The sequence below is a fragment of the Streptomyces sp. NPDC088745 genome, assembly GCF_044751045.1.
Lineage (GTDB): Bacteria > Actinomycetota > Actinomycetes > Streptomycetales > Streptomycetaceae > Streptomyces > Streptomyces cremeus.
Genome location: NZ_JBIVLB010000001.1, coordinates 860,395 through 877,954, shown reverse-complemented (window position 1 = coordinate 877,954; position 17,560 = coordinate 860,395). Strand labels below are relative to the sequence as shown.

Below are 17,560 nucleotides of genomic sequence, written 5' to 3'. Positions count from 1 at the left end.
ACAAAGAGCCCGGCGGCGAAATGTCGCCCGTGGCTGTGCGGCCGATTCTGCGCGCGTACCCGGTGGTATGTCACTACCTGGAGGTAACCAAAACGCAGGCAAAATCCGGGAGCCCGCCGGAGGGATCTCCGCCGGTCAGCGCACCGGAGTCAGCTCGGGGTCCTCGCGGAGCTTGCCGAGGGCGCGCGAGACGGCGCTCTTGACCGTGCCGACGGAGACACCGAGCACCTCGGCGGTCTGCACCTCGCTGAGGTCCTCGTAGTACCTGAGGACGACCATGGCGCGCTGCCGCTCGGGGAGCTTCATGATCGCGCGCCACATGGCGTCGTGCAGCACCTGCCGCTCGGCCGGGTCCGGTGCGGGGGCGACCGAGGACGTGCTCGGCTCGGGCAGCTCCTCGCAGGCGAACTCGTCGACCTTGCGCTTGCGCCACTGGGAGGTGCGGGTGTTGACCAGCGCCCGGCGCACGTAGCCGTCCAGGGCGCGGTGGTCCTCGATGCGCTCCCAGGCGACGTACGTCTTGGTCAGGGCGGTCTGCAGCAGGTCCTCGGCATCGCTGGGGTTGGCCGTCAGCGAGCGCGCGGTGCGCAGCAGGACCGGGCCCCGGGCCCGGACGTAGGAGGAGAACGACGGGTACCCCGGGAAGGCGGAGCGGCCGGGGTTCGCGGTGTGCCCGGCGTGCCCGGTGGCGGCCTTCGATGCGCTGGTGCAGACAGGCGTGGTCATGTGTTCCACGCTAGAAGTGGCGGCGGCCCCGGGGATCGGCCCCAGGTCCCGAAGGCGTCTCCGCCTCAGGTTGTAGGGGTGGGGCAGGCCCCACCTCCTGAAGGTGGAGGGGGGCCGGGGGGAAGTCAGGGTCGGGACGGCGGCGGGGTCGGGGTCGGGGGCGCGGAACGAGGCCGTGGAGCCCCGGCGGGGTCACTCCCAGGTGCGGGCGACCAGGGCGTCGATGCGGTTGCGGTCGATGTTGAGCCGGTGCCCGCCGTGGGTCTCCTTGACGTTGCCGGCGTACTGGTGGATGCGGCGGTGCGGGGACCAGGCCCGGGGGCTCAGCGACGGCTCTCCGGACACCGAGGGCTTCTTGCCCCAGCGGGCGAACCACACCACCGTGGGCAGGTCCTTGAACTTCGCCCGGCGGGCCCACTCCAGGTGGGCGACGCCGGAGTCGGCACTGCTGTAGTAGCCGGGGAAGTAGCGATGGCGGCGCAGCTCGCGGTTCCAGGCGCGCACGAAGTCCAGGGTACGGGCGGCGCAGGCCCGGTTGCCGGTGTCGTACGCCTCCATGTCGAGGTAGAGCGTGCTGCCGGGGATCATGCCGTGCCAGCGGGCGCGGTTGACCGCGTCACGGGCCTCCGCGGCTCCCTGGCGCCAGGGGTCGCGGCCGATCGTGAGGCTGCGCTTGTGCTTGAGGGTGACGCACGGGGACTGGGAGCCGACGTACACCGGCAGCAGGAACCAGCCCATCCGGTCCACCGACTTGATCCACTGCTTGTTGAGGTTCGTCTGGCGCGGACAGCCGCGGGCCCGGCCGCCGAAGTAGATGCCGACGGCGCGGTACGGGGAGGAGCGCCACGCCTTCATGGTGGCGACGGAGGGGGCCTCGCAGGTGTCGAAGGCCCAGCCGTTGAAGTGCACGGGCCGCCCCGAGTACGGCCTCGCCGCCGCCCCGCCCGCCGCGGGCTCGGCCGCCGCCCGCGGTGCGGGCAGCGCCAGGGTGGTGAACAGGGCGACGAGTGCGACCGCGAGCGCCGCCCACCTGAGGGAGGAACATTTTCGTACGTACGGTACGTACGCTGAGTCAGAGAATCGGTACATAAGGTGAGCTAACGGTCATTCAGCACCGGAGTCCACGACTCACGCCGGGGCGGTCAGCAATCGACGCCCAGGATCAACCCGGATGTGGGAACGCCGGTGCCCGCCGTCACCAGCGTCCGTGCCGCGCCCTCGACCTGGTTCGCCGAGGTGCCGCGCAACTGCCGGACGGCCTCGGCGATCCCGTTCATGCCGTGCAGGTACGCCTCACCGAGCTGGCCGCCGTGCGTGTTCAGCGGCAGGGCGTCCGCCGCGACGAAGTCGGCCGCCTCGCCGGGCTCGCAGAAGCCGAACTCCTCCAGCTGCATCAGCACGAACGGCGTGAAGTGGTCGTAGAGGATCCCCACATCGATGTCGGAAGGCGCCAGCCCGGAGGTCCGCCAGAGCTGTCGCGCCACCACGTCCATCTCCGGCAGCCCGGTCAGGTCGTCCCGGTAGAAGCTGGTCATCGCCTCCTGCCCACGCCCGGCGCCCTGCGCGGCGGCCACGATCACGGCGGGCGGCTGCGCGAGGTCGCGGGCCCGCTCGGCCGTGGTCACCACGACCGCCTGGCCGCCGTCGGTCTCCTGGCAGCAGTCGAGCAGCCGCAGCGGCTCCACGATCCACCGCGAGGCGGCGTGGTCGGCCAGCGTGATCGGCTTCCCGTGGAAGTACGCGGCCGGGTTGGTCGCCGCGTACCGCCGGTCGGTCACCGCGACGTGTCCGAACGCCTCGGGGGTGAGCCCGTACGTGTGCAGGTAGCGCCGCGCCGCCATGGCCACCCAGCTCGCCGGCGTGAGCAGCCCGAACGGCAGCGCCCACCCCAGCGCCGCCCCCTCCGCCGACGGCTCCCTGCGCTGCACCCCGGACCCGAATCTGCGCCCCGAGCGCTCGTTGAACGCCCGGTAGCAGACCACCACGTCGGCCACCCCGGACGCCACGGCCAGCGCCGCCTGCTGCACGGTCGCGCAGGCCGCGCCGCCGCCGTAGTGGATGCGGGAGAAGAACGACAGCTCGCCGATCCCGGCCGCCTGCGCGACGGTGATCTCGGGGCTGGTGTCCATGGTGAAGGTGACCAGCCCGTCGACGTCCGCCGGGACCAGCCCGGCGTCGTCGAGTGCCGCGTGCACCGCCTCGACCGCCAGCTTCAGCTCGCTGCGCCCGGAGTCCTTGGAGAACTCGGTCGCCCCGATCCCCACGACCGCGGCCTTCCCGCCCAGCTCGTCCGCCCGGTGGATGCTCACGCGCGCTCCTCCTCGGGGGCGTCGGGGCCCGAGGAGGGCTCCGGGACCCCGGGGGTCCGGAGGGTTCCGGTGAACGCCACCTTCACCGTGCCGGTGACGTGGTGGCCGATGCCGTTCACGCCGACCACGCGGATCTCGGCCGTGCCCGCGGGGCCGTCGACCTCGCTGACGGTCCCGCGCAACACCATCGTGTCCCCCGGATAGTTGGGTGCGCCGAGCCGGATCCTCACCGCCCGCAGCCGGGCCCCGGGCCCGAGCCGTTCGGTCACGTACCGTCCGACCAGCCCGTTCGTCGTCAGGATGTTCATGAAGATGTCCGGCGACCCCTTCTCCCGCGCGGCCTCGGCGTCATGGTGCACGTCCTGGTAGTCGCGTGAGGCCACCGCCCCGGCGACGATCAGCGTCCGCGTCACCGCGATCTCCAGCGGTGCCAGCTCCTCGCCGGCCCGCAGCTCCCGTACCCCTCCGGAACTCATCCCCACGCCCCTTCCTCCGCCACCAGCAGCTCCCCGAGCCTCTCCAGCGCCTGGCCCCCGCCGCCCAGGTACGCATCGATCTGCCGGCCCCAGAGGAAGTGCCGGTGCGCCGGGTGCGCCAGGTCCGCGCCCACCCCGCCGTGCAGGTGCTGCCCCGCGTGCACCGCCCGCCGCCCGGCCTCGGACGCCCACCAGGCCGCGGTCAGGGCGTGCGTCGCGTACGGGAGGCCCCGGTCGTACCGCCAGGCCGCCTCGTACGCGGTGACCCGGATCGCCTCGGTGTCCATGTGCGCTTCGGCGGCCCGCAGCTGGACCCCCTGCTTGGTGGACAGCGGCCGCCCGAACTGCTCCCGCTGCGAGGTGTACTCGGCGGCCCGCGCCACCGCGCCCGCGCACACCCCCGCCTGGAGACCCGCGTAGGCGATCGTCGCCGCCCCCCGCACGCTCTCGTACGCCCGCGGACCCGGCCCGCCCAGCCGCTCCGCCCGCGCCCCGTCCAGGGTGAGCCGCCCCGCCGCCCAGGGCGCCGTGGTCTCCACCGGCGCCACCCCGACGCCCGCCTCCCCGGCCCGTACGATCCACAGCCCCCGGTCCGCGTCCGGCACCAGCACATGCGTGGCGTCCCGCAGCCACGGGACCACCGGCACCACCCCGGACAGCGCACACGCGTACGAGCCGTCTCCGGTTTCCGCACCGCCGCTCACCCGAACGCGTCCGGGGCCGGTGGCCGAAAACGCACCCACGGCCACGAGGGAACCGTTTCCGAGCCCCGGGCCCATCGTTTCCCGCTGTTCTCGCGTCCCGAAAGCGCCGATCGCCAGCACACCCGCGACACTCGTGGCCGCAAACGGAACCTGCGCCGTGGTCCGCCCCTGCTCCTCCAGCAGCAGGACCAGCCCCAACAGGCCCACCTCCGCCACCGCTTCCAGCAGTCCCGCCCCGCCCAGCCGCTTCCACAGCTCGGCGTCGCTGCCCGTGCCGGCCGCCGCCAGCCGCTCGTGCGTGGCCAGATCGCCGAAGATCCGCGCCGCCAGGTCCCGCGCGGCCCGCTGCTCCTCGCTCGGAGTGAAGTCCATCCCGGTCACCCCTCGCCCCGCGCGTCGCCCGCACCGTCCACGGCCCGGAACACCGGCAGTTCCAACTCCGCGTCGTACCGCTGGAACTCCGCCCTCACCCGCATCCCGATCCGCACCCGCCCGGCCGGCACCCCGACCACGTTGCTGATCATCCGCACGCCCTCGGCCAGCTCGACCAGGGCGACCGCGTACGGCGGATCGAAGGCGGGGAAGACCGGGTGGTGCATGACCACGTAGCTGAAGACCGTGCCCTCGCCGCTCGCCTCGACGGTGTCCCACCGCGCGGAACCGCACCCGTTGCACCCGGGCAGCCACGGAAACCGCAGCAGCTCGCACGTCCCGCAGCGCTGGATCAGCAGCCGGTGCGCGGAGACCCCCTCCCAGAAACCGGCATTGTCGCGGTTGACCACCGGCCGCGGCCGCAGCACGGGCGGCACGTCCTTCGGCGGCTCCGCCCGGGCCGCTGCCCTGGCCCCCGCCCGGTCCTCCGCCGGGGCCTCCGTCCGGACCTCCGCGCGCTCCTGTGCCGCCGCTCCCTGTGGAGTTGTGCTCGCAGCCGGGTCTTCGCGGCGTCGCCCCGGGGCGTACTTCAGGATGCGGAAGCGGTGCGTGCCCGCCAGTTCCCCGTCCCCGAAGACGTCCGTCCGGGTCGTGACGAAGTACCCGGAGCCCAGCTTGGTCGTCTTGCGGTCGGACACCGACTCGATCACCGCGTCGAAGGTGATCCGCTGTCCGGGCCGCAGGTCCCGCACGTACTCCTGCTCGCAGTCGGTGGCCACCACCGACGTGCACCCGGCGCCGTCGAGCAGCGCGAACAGGTCCTCGTACGCCGGCGAACGATCCGTGTGCCCGGACAGGCCGCCCATCGTCCAGGCCTGAAGCATCGTCGGCGGAGCTGTCGCGTCCGGCCCCCCGTACGCCGGACTGGTGTCTCCCATCGCTTCGCACCAATGCCTGATCATCGGCTCGTTGACCAGGTCCTTGCCCACTGCCGAGGAGGCCGCCGTCTGCCCCTCGTACTTCTTCAAACGGGCGTGGAATCCGTCGCGTTCCCCATCGTCATAACTTTCTGTGACGAATTTCCGCTTTCCCGCACCGTCCGTCACGGACCGGTCGCTCGTCGAGTCACCCGTCACCGCTTGGCCCTCCGCATCCCGAGCCGCATCGTCGCCACGATCTCCCGCTGCACCTCGCTCACCCCGCCGCCGAAGGTGTTGATCTGCGCGGCCCGGTTCAGCCGTTCCAGCTCGCCGTCCCCGAAGACGCCCGGCGAACCGGCCCGCACCAGACCCGCGTCGCCCACCACCTCCTGGCAGAGCCGGTAGACGGCGACCGCGCTCTCGGTGCCGACGAACTTCACTCCGCTCGCGTCGCCCGGTGCCAGGGTTCCCGCGCCGACATCGCCCACCAGCCGCCAGTTCAGCAGCCGCACCATCGCGAGCCGGGCGTGCGCCTCGGCCAGACAGGCCCGCACCCAGGGCTTCTGACCTGGCATTTCCCCGGTCTCCGGGTCGATGCGCCGAGCGTGGGCCAGAGCTTCGGCGTACACGTCCTCGGCCTGCATCCCGATGGCCGCGAGGGCCACCCGTTCATGGTTGAGCTGGTTGGTGATCAGCCCCCAGCCCTCGTTCTCGGCCCCCACGAGATGGGCGGCCGGGACGCGTATCCCGTCGTAGTAGGTGGCGGTGGTGGTCAGGCCGCCGACGGTCTCGATCGGCGTCCAGGAGAAACCGGGCGCGTCCGTCGGGACCAGGACGATCGATATCCCCCGGTGCTTGGGGGCTTCGGGATCGGTGCGGCAGGCGAGCCAGATCCAGTCCGCGTTCTGGGCGTTGCTGGTGAAGACCTTCTGCCCGTCGATCAGCCACGTCTCGCCGTCCGCCGACCGCACGGCGCGGGTACGCAGCGACGCGAGGTCCGTGCCGGCCTCGGGCTCGCTGTAGCCGATCGCGAAGACGAGTTCGCCGCGCAGGATCCGCGGCAGGAAGAACTCCCGCTGCGCCTGGGTCCCGTACTTCATCAGGGTCGGGCCGACCGTGTTGAGCGTGACCATCGAGACGGGGGCGCCCGCCCGGTACGCCTCGTCGAAGAACACAAACTGCTCGTCCGGACCGCGTCCTTGGCCCCCGTACTCCCGCGGCCAGCCGAGCCCGAGCATCCCGTCGGCGCCGATCCGCCGCAGCAGGGCGCGCTGCCCGGCCGGGTCCGGCGGCGGCCCGTGCGGCATCAGCTCGCGGAAGTACGAACGGAGTTCGGCGCGCAGCCGTCGCTGGCGCCCGGTCGGTGCGAGGTGCACGGCGGTGGCCTCCGGCTGGTGTCCGGACGTACGGAGCAGAGTTCCTGACTGTCCGTCAGATTCCGTGACCGTGTCAAGAGGCGGGGACCGCACGCACACATGCCTGTGCGGCGGCGCCGAAGCACCGCCGCACAGGCAGTCATTCACCCCGCAGCACGGCCCCCCATCAGGCCGTGCGGCACTACCAGAGCTCGGTGAAGCTCACCGCGACGTTGTAGTTGCCCTGCTGGATGGCCGTGTCGTCCGAGTCGTTCACCGCGGCGGTGTTGTTCTGGTTCGAGGCGCCGGCACCGGTGGCCACCTGCTGCGTGGAGACGGAGTTGCCGTTGTTCGTGCCGCCCACGCCGGTGCCGATCTGCGTGGCAACGGTCGCGTTCGATCCGTCGTCCGCGAAGGAACCGTTGTCGGCCGTGGCAACACCCGTGAAGAGGGCGGCCGCGAGGGGGAGAGCGGCGACAGCGGCGATGACGCGAGCGTTACGGATACGTGCCATGTCAATTCCTCCAGGAACTGTTAAGTACGGCTGATACCGAGAGAGTCGGCCGACCGCCTCGGCGCTGGTGTCGACGTCGCGACATCAGGTTGACCCACCGAATCCCCGGCGAACCACCCCCCACGCGCTTATTCGCTCGCAAGCGTGAGCTTTTGTCGATAAACCCCCGACCCCGTCGCAAATCCCCCTCCTACTGGCCAAATAGCCCACAGAGTCCAGTAACCCCATAAGAGGAACCGTTCCGGCACATTTTCAGCCAACTTTCCCGGCTTCCCTTATTCGAACATTCGTACGACGATGGAGTTATGGCCACTCCAGACCGGCTCACCGCCACCCTGGCCCTCGCCCACGCGCTCTCGGCCGCGGAGCGCGGACTGCCCGTCATCCCGCTGTCCCGCACCAAGCTCCCGGCCCTGCCCTCGCCGCACCGCGAAGAACCCCCCGCGGCAGGCCCGCCCTGCCGTGGCGCCTGCGGCCTGACCGGGCACGGCGTGCACGACGCCTCCACCGACCCCGCGGTGGTGCGCGCCCTGTTCGCCGCCGCCCCCTGGGCGACCGGTTACGGCATCGCCTGCGGCCGGCCCCGGCACCACCTCATCGGGCTCGACCTGGACACCAAGCACGGCGCCGATCCGCTCGCCGCCCTCCACCGGCTCGCCCGGGACCACGGCTTCACGATCCCCGCCACCCTCACGGTGCTCACCCCCTCCGGCGGCCGCCACGTGTGGCTCACCGGACCGCCGGGCGTCCCGGTGCCCAACTCCGCGAGCCGCCTCGCCCCGGGCGTCGACGTCCGCGGCGCGGGCGGCTACCTGGTCGGACCGGGCTCCCTCACCACGGCCGGCGTCTACCGCCTGGCCCCCGGCACGGCCCACCTCCCGGCCGCCCCCTGCCCGGGCCCCCTCCTCGCGCTCCTCACCCGGGAGCGCCGCAAGCCCCCACCGCCGGCCCCGTTACGTACCGCGCACGGACACGGACTGGTGGAATTCGTCCGCACCGCCCACGAGGGCCAGCGCAACACCCGCCTCTTCTGGGCCGCCTGCCGCGCCTACGAGAACGGCCTCGGCGAAACCCTCGCCGCCGCCCTCACCGCCGCGGCCCTCCACACCGGCCTCGCCCTCCCGGAGATCCACTCCACCCTCGCCTCGGCCGCCCGCCGTTCCACGGGCACCCGCGCCCGGCCCCCGGCCGACGCCCGCCCAGTACCACTCTTCGGGCCGGGCCAGGCACCACCGCGAGGCGGTCGGCATCGCGCATAGGAGGCGATGTACCCGTACGGAGTGACAGCAGCGCACATGTCACCACACGTATGGGTGAGTGTCGGGTCCGGTCGCAGGGGTACGGGGTTGCTGACCGCCCACCGGGGAGGACCCGAACGAATGACGTCCTTCACGGTCGAAATGCCTGGCAGCGACGCTGTACGCGAAAAAAGCGGTACGCCGGAAGGCTTTTCCGGTCGCCTTCGATCAGCAACGTGCGCGTGTCTACACCGTCCTAAACATCCTGATTGTTCAGAATGTTGCTTACTGCCCCAGTTGGAACTATGAAGTTTCGTTGCCGAGGAGCATGACATGCAGACGCGCAAGTGGCTCCCAGACCAGCCCACCTGTATCGGCCGGCACGACTGGCCGGACGACGGGAACAACGGAACGCACATGCGACTGCGAGTCGGCTCCATCGTGGTACTCGATCGGCAGGCGTGGCGGATCCTGGAGATCAACGGTTATCCGGGCGACCGGTGGCCGGACTCCTACGAGAAGGCGTGGCGCGACCACGTGGAACTGTGGTGGCACGCCAACGAACTGCGGCGGGCCAACAACCAGTCGATCAAACCGGTCCCCGAGCAGGCCGAGTTCTACAAGCGCCCGGTGGTGCTGGTGCTGCGCAACGAGAACCTGCCCCGCTCCGCGCCGAAGCACTGGTGCGCTCCCGCCAGCCACGACTGGCGGGTCCTGCCCGAGCACTACGCCGTCTGCCGGGCCTGCGGCGAGCTGCCGCCCTGCCGGCACGGGGAGTACCGCTGGGAGGGCGGCCCCCGCTGGCCGGAGCAGAACGGCGGCATCCCGCTCATGGTGCCGGAGGACTGCTGCATGGGGTGCGCCGAGCCGATCAAGCCACGGGTGCGGACCGTGCGGTTCCCGGGCCCCAACCTCTGGTACCCGGACCTGGGCGAGGACACGGCCGTCTTCCACGGCCGCACCTCCTGCGCCGACCAGGTCGACTGCTACCGGATGCAGTGGCAGACCGAGTACAGCCCCCGGCCCCACGCGGCCCCCTCGCTGCCGGCCGCTCCGGCGTTCCCGGGTTTCGACCACTTCACGCTCCCCCGGACACGGCACGCGCAGGACGTGTCCCACCACCCCCCGCGGGCCTCCCACGAATTCCGTCCCGAGCAGTCCGTGTCGGCCATGTCGTCGCGGCCGACGGAGGAGTGCTCCTCCATGACGGGTGACTTCAGCTCCGTGCACACCCGGTTCGACGCGCACCGGGAGGCTCTGGGGACCGGCACGCCGACGACCGGCGTACCCGCGTCGGCGCCCGCGCCCGTCGCACCCACGTCGGCGTACCAGCCCGCGCCCGCCGTCTCCGGCGCGCCCACGGCAGGCCCGGCGGCACCGGAGCCCCTCCCCGCGGCCGAGGCGCCCGCGCCCGTACCCGTCGTCCCTTCCGTCGAGAGCGTCGAGCCGGCGCTCCGGTCCGCCCAGGAACTGGGCCTGGCCCTGGCGGAACGCCCGGCGTTCCACAACGCGGAGCAGGCGGCCCGAGTGATCGAGGAACTCACCGCCGCGGTCCGGAACATCGCGCTCTGCCTGAACAACCCGGCCGCCCGCGAACGCTCCTGACCCCGGACGGCCGGCTGCCGGCCCGCCGAACGGTCTTCCGGCGGGCGCCGCTCCCGGCACGGGCGGATCAGCAGGAGGCAGGCCCCACGACGAAGGGGTGCCCCCTGGCGGGGACACCCCTTCTGATCAGTGCGCCGACTGACCCGGTGCGGTGGGTGTGGGATTTGAACCCACGGTGACATCGCTGCCACGACGGTTTTCAAGACCTTTCGTAGGTCGGGCGGCTTACCCGATCCCGTGCAGGTCAGGCATGCGGAGCCGCCCCACCTCAGTTGCTACGGTGCTTGCCGTGCCCGCTACGTGCCCCATCACCGTGCGAAGCGGAGAGCAACGGGGAAAGCGCCTGACTCAGCCCAAGCTTTAGCGAACCACTGACCGATTTCCGTGAGGCGCCAATTATCCAGACTGCGCCCGTTGCCCGCCGCCTGCGATGCTCCGGTAATTTGCACGTAACCGTCGGATTCCAAGAATCTGAGGCAGGAACGCTGGCTCAGCGGGTGCTGGAACCGCACACCACCACGCTGCGCAAAGACCTGTAGCCACATGTACTCACTACCTGTGTATCTATCATTAGCCCAAGCAAGCCGCGCTTTAATTACTCGCAGGTCATGATCTTGAATACGCCCAGCAGTATGCTCATGGTGGTGAGCCGCGCACGCCCTGAGAAGGTTACCAAAGACATCAGGTCCACCCTTAGCGCGATCCCAGATGTGACAGTTCTCCTGTGCGGGCATTCGACAGGATGCAAATGGACAAACTCCCCCAACCTCAAGGCGACGATCGCGCTCCAGTGCGGCTGGAAGACCAGGACGGGGTCCGCTCATTTCAATCAGCCCCCATAGTGCTCAAGCGCTTTTCTGGCTACTTCCATTCCAACATCCTTTTGCCGTACGCCACGGCGGCTTCAGGCCAAGAACATGCGCTACATCGGTCAAGGTACGCATAGGGTGACGCATCTCGTGCAGCCTTCTCACTCAAGCGCCTAAAATTATGGCGATCACGAACCCGGCCACAGGGGGAATCAGCAGAGTGATAGATAGTCAGCTCCGGTCCCGGCGTCCATCGCACCAGGCATGGAATCCCCCCACTCTCTTTCGCCACTTTGGCGGCCTTTCGAGTAACCTTCAGCAGCCTAATACTCACTTCCTCTTGCAGTCGAAGCACTTGAGAATGAGACTCTTCCAGAATCTTGGCCCTCTCTCGCTTCAATTCCTCGAACACGTCACCATTACTCACAGTCACTCCTAACAATTCACCGCCAGAACGATAAATTAATACCACCTAGCCCCCTTCGGACAGCCATTTGGTCTCTATTTCCCCGATTCTCGCATCTATCGATCATCTCTCTGCGAGATTTGACCGATGTTGATCGAAACGAAGAGACATCAAGTGGAACCTCTGCCGGGAACCCATGATCTTTAACGCTTCAGATGGGTCGCCGCTGCAACACGACGGCCCCCGATGAGCGTCAGGGGCCGTACACGCTATGTGTTTAGAGTTCGATCTCGCAGCCAATAGGCGCGACTCTGTGCGAAATAGGCTGGGTGATGTGGCCGCAGCTCACCCGTCATACTCTCCGGCGGTGCGTGTTCCAGATTCGTGATCACGCCCACTGAGCCAGAAGTCCGCTGCTTCAGCCACCTGGTCATCACGGCCGGCCACCGGCCGAGCGTAGTGCCGAGTCGTCACGCTGGCGTTTGAGTGCCCGAGCCGGTAGGCGGCCGTCATCACGCCGTACCGGTCGGCGACCCACGTCCCGTGCCAGGCCCGGAGATCGTGCGGCGTGACGTCGGTGAGCCCGGCAGCCGCCACGGCGGGATCGAAGTACGCCTTGCGCCACTGGTTGTAGCGCAGAGACTTGCCGCCGGGCGTGACGAAGAGGAGAGCATCCTCCCCGCCGGGCAGCGTCTCCAAGTGCTGGCCGATCCGCGCCGCGAATGACGGCCCGATCCGCAGGACGCGTTTTTGATGGGACTTGGGGGTATCGAAGACGAGGGTGCCGTTCGCTTAGGCCAGGTTCTCATCGACGAGGATCAGGCCGCCAGACACGTCGATATCCGCTCGCCGCAGTGCGAACGCTTCCCCGACTCGCAGCCCCGCGTAGGCGAGTAACGAGTTAGTGCGTGATAGCGGGTGAGGCGTCGGGCCTGACGGATGGCATGATCCGGGTGTAGCGATCGTGGTCAATCGGACGGTGCTGTCGCATCGGCATGTCACGGGAATCTCTCGGCGGCATCTCGCGTGCCTGGTACAGGAGTTGGCTCTGCCGTGGCAGACCGGCCTCGAAGGACCGACGCCATGCTGCACGAGGAGGGGTCCGGAAGCGGGCCGCGGGTGCCGACGCCCGCCACCAGCTGGTGTTCGTCGACCGGCTGGTGGTCACGCTGATCCATCTGCGGCACGACCTGCCGCATTCGGTGCTGAGCCTGCTGTTCGGCGTCGACCGCTCCACCCTCACCCGTGCGATCGCAGAGATACGCGCGCTCCTTGCCGAGCGGGGGTGTGCCGTCCCCGACCGTCCTGGTCTGCGTCTTCGGACGCTGACGGACGTATGTGCCTACGCCCGGGCCGAAGGCGCCGAACTGCGGCTCGACGCCACCGGGATCCAGGTCCGCAGGCCGCCGGCCAACCGTGGCGGACACCGTGCGTTCGTCTCGGGCAAGAAGAAGCAGAACACGATGAAAGCCACCGTGATCGCCGACTGGCGGGGCCGCACATGGTGGACTGATGCCCTGCGGCCTGAACTCATGCACGACGCCACGGCCGCCCGCAACGAAGGCATCGCTGTCTGCTTCCAGCACTTCGCTGACATTTTCGTAAGTTACTGCGTATTAACATGGTCGTTGCGGAGGGGCGCTGCTTCAGGAGACGGTTGCGGCCGTCCCTCTGGGCTGTCCCTGGGTCGTCCCTAGGCCGTCCGAGGGCGACCATGCTGACAGACGGCACCCACAGATGATCGCCCTCGCCCCGCTCCTGCCTGGGCACGCGCAGTTGATCTGCCGCGACTACCCGCCCTGTGGCCCAACAAAGAAGTGACCCTCACGGCCAGGAGCGGCGCACTCCCTGCGATTCGGGGAGTTAGTAGCCCTGCGGCACTGGGCCATCGACCTGGAAGGGCTGACCGTCACCATGCGCCGCGCTCAGACCGAGTTGCAGGACGACCGGTCCTTCGGCGAGGCGCCGGAGTCCGCGGCCGGGGTGCGCACCGTCTCCTTGCCGGCCGAACTGCTCGACACGGTCACGCACCACCTGCAGCATGTAAAGATCACCAGGAGCACGGCAGGCAATAGCCCGGCGCTATCGAGTCCGCTACGCCGGAGGCCTCCACCACCGTGATAAGCAGCTGCTCGGCACGTCGTAACGGTCCGCGCCGCTGATGCGGCATCTAACCCTGCAATGCTCAAGCCGCTGTAGGTTCGTGGGGTACTACGTATGGAGTGGCGGCACAGCACGTAGGAAGGCAGCAGGAAGGCTCCTTCAGTCGAAGTCCACGGGGAGGCACAGCATATGCGCCCGGGCACTGACAGTCAGCGCATCCTGCAGAAATCAATGATGGAGGGAATTTTAATGCAAGGCAAAGACCAGGGTAAGGAAACCGCTAGTGAAGCCATTCAGAATGATTGGGAAGCCCTTCGATCCGACATCCGAACTCACGCCATGGACTTTAACATTGAGTCACTAGCAAGGCTTTTCAATCAAGGGGAATTGGTTATTCCGGCTTTCGCGCGCCCTATGGTTTGGAGTCAGGTCCAGAAGTCACAGTTCATCGAATCGCTCCTTCTAGACCTGCCCATCCCATCCCTCTTTTTTTCCGAAAATCCAGAGACTTACCAATATTCAGTACTTGATGGAGCACAACGACTGCACGCCGCAATCTCATACTTGCAAGGGGAGTACACACTAAAAGGCCTCACCGACCTCATTTCGGCGAATGAAACCTGTTTTGAGGGTTTGCCGATTCGAATGCAGATGCACCTCCGCATGTCCACAATGCGAGCGGTAATTATCAGTTCAGCATCGAGCACCCACGTGCAGACAGAAGTCTTCTCCCGCCTTAACACCGGAGGAACAGCCCTAACCACCCAGGAACTGCGGAATGCAACACACCAGGGACCGTTCAATACACTTACGGTCGAACTATCCCGTCTGCCGGACTTTCGAAAAGCAATCGGCGCAGGGGCGAACTCAACCGGCAATCTTCGCGACGCAGAATTGGTGCTCCGATATTTTGTCCTATCTGAGGAGATGAATCGCGATTTCGCAATTTCCCAACGTATGTTCACGGAATTTTTGCGGAGAAAGAATGAATCCACATCATCAGAGCTAGAGAAATATCAAACGTCATTTGTAAAGTCGCTGGAGAAGTGCCTAAACGCCTTCGAGGGCGAGGTATTTAGGCGTTGGCGACCGGAATCCGGAAAGGTCGATCCCAGGTTTTCCGTCCCGCTTTATGATGCGCAAATGCTGGCTGTTACTGAATTTTCGCGCGATCTGATCTTTCGACATGCGAACGAAATTCGACTCGGGATGCACAGACTTTTCTCAAGCGGGGAATTCACGAACTCACTGAAGGCGACTACCCCGCACTCGCTTAATTATAGAGTTAGCAGCGTCATGGAGATGATTGAAAGCGTCGCGAGGTAGCTATGCCTACCCAAAAATTTACCACACAACTCGATGACGTCGAAGAGCTATTGCATCTCGCCGAGTCCATTACACTACGCCATCCGGCTTTCTCGTACTTGTCTCAGCGGCCGACTCCAGGTCCTATTCTCGCGGGCGCAGTCGTGCTTCTTTGTGCGCGATTTGAAGAGTTCGTGAAAGACGTCGTTACATATGCGTTGGAGCAGCATCAGGAAGCAGATCCGAACCTGCTTCTTTGGGATCTACCGGAGCAACTGCAGGTGCTCCTAATCTCTAAGAATATGACGGCCGCTTTACAGGCTAAAAGATTTGGAAGGCTACGCAGTCCAGGCGACAGACTCAGGGATGGACTGGCTGTCGCTCAGGACATCACCCGAGGGCGAATCAACGCGGGCAAAGCAATCGAAACCGGCGGGAATCCTGGCCCTGACACGGTTGCTGACTTGATGAAGCTTGTCGGCGTGACGAAACCATGGAATGAGATCGCGAAATATTTCGATGCGATATATGAACCCCCCGCCAGTCCAGAACTTGCGGGCATAGCAGTTGGAGACCTACAGGAGCGGCTTAGAGAACTCGTCGGATTGCGAAACGTTGTCGCTCACAGCGGTGCACGCATCCCCTCCTCTCCGGCAGAGATCAGATTCGATGTTCACTTCACAAGGCATCTCGCGGCTGCGATACACCACGTGCTGAAGGAGCATGTTGACGCCTACGTGCGATCCGTTGGGAGAATTCCAGGAGCGTGGGCGCTCTAATAACGGCTAACACAATGAGGTGGAATGGCCCTGCTGACCGTGCCCGCGTCAGGAGTTGGGTATTGCAACAGGATACGTCCCGCCCTATATCTCACGTCGTGTGCTTAAGTCTCTCGTAAATAATGCCAGCTATAGCCCGCGCGAGCCCGACAGGAATGTCATGGGTCTGCTGCAGCTTCAAGTGACAAATTCAGTTACGCGGCCTGGAGGGCCGGTGTGGTCATGACGGTTTCGTATTCGATGGGCGTCAGTCGGTCGAGGGCGGCTTGTCTGCGGCGTCGGTGATAGGTCCGCTCGCCCCAGGTCACGATCGCGATCCGCAGTTCCTCGCGGGTGGCCCAGCTTTGGCGGTCAAGGACGTTCTTCTGCAGCAGGCTGAAGAAGGATTCCATGGCCGCGTTGTCGCCGGCCGCGCCGACCCTCCCTATCGATCCGGCCATGTGAGGGCGGGCGAGCGACCGGACGAATTTCCTGGAACAAAAATTGTGATCCGCGATCGCTGTGCAGCACGCAGCCGCCACATCGCCGCGTCGGGCCACGGCGTTGTCCAGGGCCGTGACGACCAGCCGGGACTTCATCCCGGAGTCGATCGAGTAGCCCACGATCCGCTTGCTGAAGGCGTCCTCGACCTCGAAGAGATACAACTCCCCCTCACCGGTGCCGTGTTCGGTGATGTCGGTGAGCCATAGCCGGTTCGGCCGGCCAGCTGCGAAGTTCCGGCGGACGAGGTCGTCGTGGGCCGGCAGGCCGGCCTTCTTGCCCCGCCCGCGCTTCTTGTCGAACACGCTCCACCACTGGTTGTCCCGGCAGACCCGCCACGCGGTCCGCTCCGCCATGCCGGCCCCGGCGTCACGGGCCTCGTCGGCCAGGAAGCGGTAGCCGAACTCCGGATCCTCGCGATGGGCATCGAACAGTGCGTTCGCGCGGGCAGCCTGCTCGAACTAGGCCTGACTCACCGGGCATTCGAGCCAGCGGCAGTAGGGCTGCCTGGCGAGCTTGAGGACCCGGCACTCGACCGTGACGGGGTTTTCCGTCGGTGGCCAGCTCTCTCACGAGCGGGTAGATCCTTTTCCCGGCAGATGCGCTTCTGACAGGTAGGCCGCGGCCCGACGCAAGACCTCGTTCTCCTGCTCCAGCAGCTTGATCCGCCGACGTGCGTCCCGCAGTTCGATGCTCTCCTGGCTGGTCGTTCCGGGTTTCACTCCGTCATCGATGTCCGCCCGGCGCATCTACTTCCACAGCGTCATCGCATGGACGCCGAAGTCGGCGGCGACTTGCTCGACCGTCACGCCCGGGCCGCGGTTCCTCGTGAACCGCACGACATCCTCGCAGAACTCTTGCGGACAAGGCTTGGGCACAGCGACATCCTCCCCACCCACCCCACAGAGCAAGCCAGTTCAGATGTCACCCGACCGTGCGACAGACCCAGTTGCGTCTACCGAATACTGCGATGTCTGGGAACGAGCCCGCGCAAAGGTGCTCACTGCCAGCGAAGCCGGGTCTGCGCTCGCTGCCGTGCCTTACTCGCTCAGGCACGCGGGAATCTCGCTCTGGATCAAATCCGGGGTGGACCCTGCGGAAGTGGCCGCTCGCGCCGGCCACAGCATCGCCATGCTGTATCGCTTCTACGCCAAGATCCTCAAAGGTGGTCAGGGCCACTCCAACGCGCTGATCGACCGCGCGCTGGACGAGGACGAACGGCCTTGAACCTGGCCCACAGATGGCCCATACGTACTGGTCAACGTTGGGATACGGGCGAGAAGGAGTGAGACAGTGCACACGCGAAAGGGGTGCTCCCGTGAGGGGAGCACCCCTTTTGACCAGCACTTTCCCTGACCTGGCGGTGGGTGTGGGATTTGAACCCACGGTGACATCGCTGCCACGACGGTTTTCAAGACCGTTCCCTTAGGCCGCTCGGGCAACCCACCCTCGCGTCACC

15 protein-coding genes, 1 tRNA gene and 2 pseudogenes are annotated in these 17,560 nt (G+C 67.2%); 6 read left to right on the top strand and 12 right to left on the bottom strand.

Annotated features, from left to right (window positions below; all coding sequences use genetic code 11):
• Nucleotides 1-135: 135 nt before the first annotated feature.
• From ACIP93_RS03980 to ACIP93_RS03945, 8 genes are all read right to left on the bottom strand, one after another.
• A complete protein-coding gene (locus ACIP93_RS03980; RefSeq protein WP_345220709.1) occupies nucleotides 136-726 on the bottom strand; it encodes a SigE family RNA polymerase sigma factor in 591 nt (196 codons plus the stop codon).
• A gap of 192 nt (nucleotides 727-918) precedes the next feature.
• A complete protein-coding gene (locus tag ACIP93_RS03975) occupies nucleotides 919-1,635 on the bottom strand; it encodes a DUF1906 domain-containing protein (protein ID WP_401755354.1) in 717 nt (238 codons plus the stop codon).
• A gap of 233 nt (nucleotides 1,636-1,868) precedes the next feature.
• A complete protein-coding gene (locus tag ACIP93_RS03970) occupies nucleotides 1,869-3,035 on the bottom strand; it encodes a lipid-transfer protein (protein WP_345220713.1) in 1,167 nt (388 codons plus the stop codon).
• Nucleotides 3,032-3,511, bottom strand: a complete 480-nt coding sequence (locus tag ACIP93_RS03965) for a MaoC/PaaZ C-terminal domain-containing protein (RefSeq protein ID WP_345220715.1) — start codon at nucleotides 3,509-3,511, stop codon at nucleotides 3,032-3,034. Before ACIP93_RS03965 ends, ACIP93_RS03970 begins: the two co-directional genes overlap by 4 nt.
• The gene (locus ACIP93_RS03960) at nucleotides 3,508-4,587 is read right to left on the bottom strand and encodes an acyl-CoA dehydrogenase family protein (RefSeq protein ID WP_401755350.1); all 1,080 of its coding nucleotides are present in this window, start codon (nucleotides 4,585-4,587) and stop codon (nucleotides 3,508-3,510) included. Before ACIP93_RS03960 ends, ACIP93_RS03965 begins: the two co-directional genes overlap by 4 nt.
• A gap of 5 nt (nucleotides 4,588-4,592) precedes the next feature.
• Nucleotides 4,593-5,615 carry a bifunctional MaoC family dehydratase N-terminal/OB-fold nucleic acid binding domain-containing protein gene (locus ACIP93_RS03955; protein WP_401755347.1) on the bottom strand — a complete coding sequence of 341 codons (1,023 nt, stop codon included), beginning with the start codon at nucleotides 5,613-5,615 and terminating at the stop codon, nucleotides 4,593-4,595.
• Between the two features lie 104 nt (nucleotides 5,616-5,719).
• A complete protein-coding gene (locus ACIP93_RS03950) occupies nucleotides 5,720-6,883 on the bottom strand; it encodes an acyl-CoA dehydrogenase family protein (protein ID WP_401755344.1) in 1,164 nt (387 codons plus the stop codon).
• 181 nt (nucleotides 6,884-7,064) lie between these two features.
• Complete coding sequence (locus ACIP93_RS03945; protein ID WP_345220726.1) at nucleotides 7,065-7,376, bottom strand: hypothetical protein; 312 nt, start codon at nucleotides 7,374-7,376, stop codon at nucleotides 7,065-7,067.
• 305 nt (nucleotides 7,377-7,681) lie between these two features.
• Between ACIP93_RS03945 and ACIP93_RS03940 the strand changes: the two genes are divergently transcribed.
• Together ACIP93_RS03940 and ACIP93_RS03935 are read left to right on the top strand one after the other, a co-directional pair.
• The gene (locus ACIP93_RS03940; RefSeq protein WP_401755340.1) at nucleotides 7,682-8,635 is read left to right on the top strand and encodes a bifunctional DNA primase/polymerase; all 954 of its coding nucleotides are present in this window, start codon (nucleotides 7,682-7,684) and stop codon (nucleotides 8,633-8,635) included.
• Nucleotides 8,636-8,947: 312 nt separating this feature from the next.
• The gene (locus tag ACIP93_RS03935) at nucleotides 8,948-10,219 is read left to right on the top strand and encodes a hypothetical protein (RefSeq protein WP_401755337.1); all 1,272 of its coding nucleotides are present in this window, start codon (nucleotides 8,948-8,950) and stop codon (nucleotides 10,217-10,219) included.
• Between the two features lie 1,560 nt (nucleotides 10,220-11,779).
• Here the strand turns inward: ACIP93_RS03935 and ACIP93_RS03930 are convergent.
• Nucleotides 11,780-12,370 (bottom strand): annotated as a pseudogene (locus tag ACIP93_RS03930) (tyrosine-type recombinase/integrase); the annotation flags it as partial.
• 28 nt (nucleotides 12,371-12,398) lie between these two features.
• Here ACIP93_RS03930 and ACIP93_RS03925 point away from each other — a divergent pair.
• The 3 genes and pseudogenes from ACIP93_RS03925 to ACIP93_RS03915 form a co-directional block, all read left to right on the top strand.
• Nucleotides 12,399-13,038 (top strand): annotated as a pseudogene (locus ACIP93_RS03925) (transposase family protein); the annotation flags it as partial.
• 688 nt (nucleotides 13,039-13,726) lie between these two features.
• Complete coding sequence (locus ACIP93_RS03920) at nucleotides 13,727-14,863, top strand: DUF262 domain-containing protein (protein WP_401755334.1); 1,137 nt, start codon at nucleotides 13,727-13,729, stop codon at nucleotides 14,861-14,863.
• A 2-nt stretch (nucleotides 14,864-14,865) separates the two neighbouring features.
• Nucleotides 14,866-15,621: a HEPN domain-containing protein gene (locus tag ACIP93_RS03915; protein WP_345220734.1), complete on the top strand. Its 756-nt coding sequence runs from the start codon at nucleotides 14,866-14,868 to the stop codon at nucleotides 15,619-15,621.
• Nucleotides 15,622-15,815: 194 nt separating this feature from the next.
• Here the strand turns inward: ACIP93_RS03915 and ACIP93_RS03910 are convergent, their stop codons facing one another.
• Nucleotides 15,816-16,535 (bottom strand): IS3 family transposase, encoded by a 720-nt coding sequence (locus ACIP93_RS03910; protein ID WP_401755661.1) that lies wholly within the window; start codon nucleotides 16,533-16,535, stop codon nucleotides 15,816-15,818.
• A 135-nt stretch (nucleotides 16,536-16,670) separates the two neighbouring features.
• Entirely contained in the window at nucleotides 16,671-16,850 is a 180-nt protein-coding gene (locus ACIP93_RS03905) for a hypothetical protein (RefSeq protein WP_401755331.1), read from the bottom strand.
• 247 nt (nucleotides 16,851-17,097) lie between these two features.
• On the opposite strand from ACIP93_RS03905, the gene ACIP93_RS03900 reads away from it, so the two are divergent.
• The gene (locus ACIP93_RS03900; protein WP_401755328.1) at nucleotides 17,098-17,328 is read left to right on the top strand and encodes a hypothetical protein; all 231 of its coding nucleotides are present in this window, start codon (nucleotides 17,098-17,100) and stop codon (nucleotides 17,326-17,328) included.
• A gap of 131 nt (nucleotides 17,329-17,459) precedes the next feature.
• Here ACIP93_RS03900 and ACIP93_RS03895 read toward each other — a convergent pair.
• A tRNA-Ser gene (locus ACIP93_RS03895) sits at nucleotides 17,460-17,549 on the bottom strand.
• Nucleotides 17,550-17,560 lie beyond the last annotated feature (11 nt).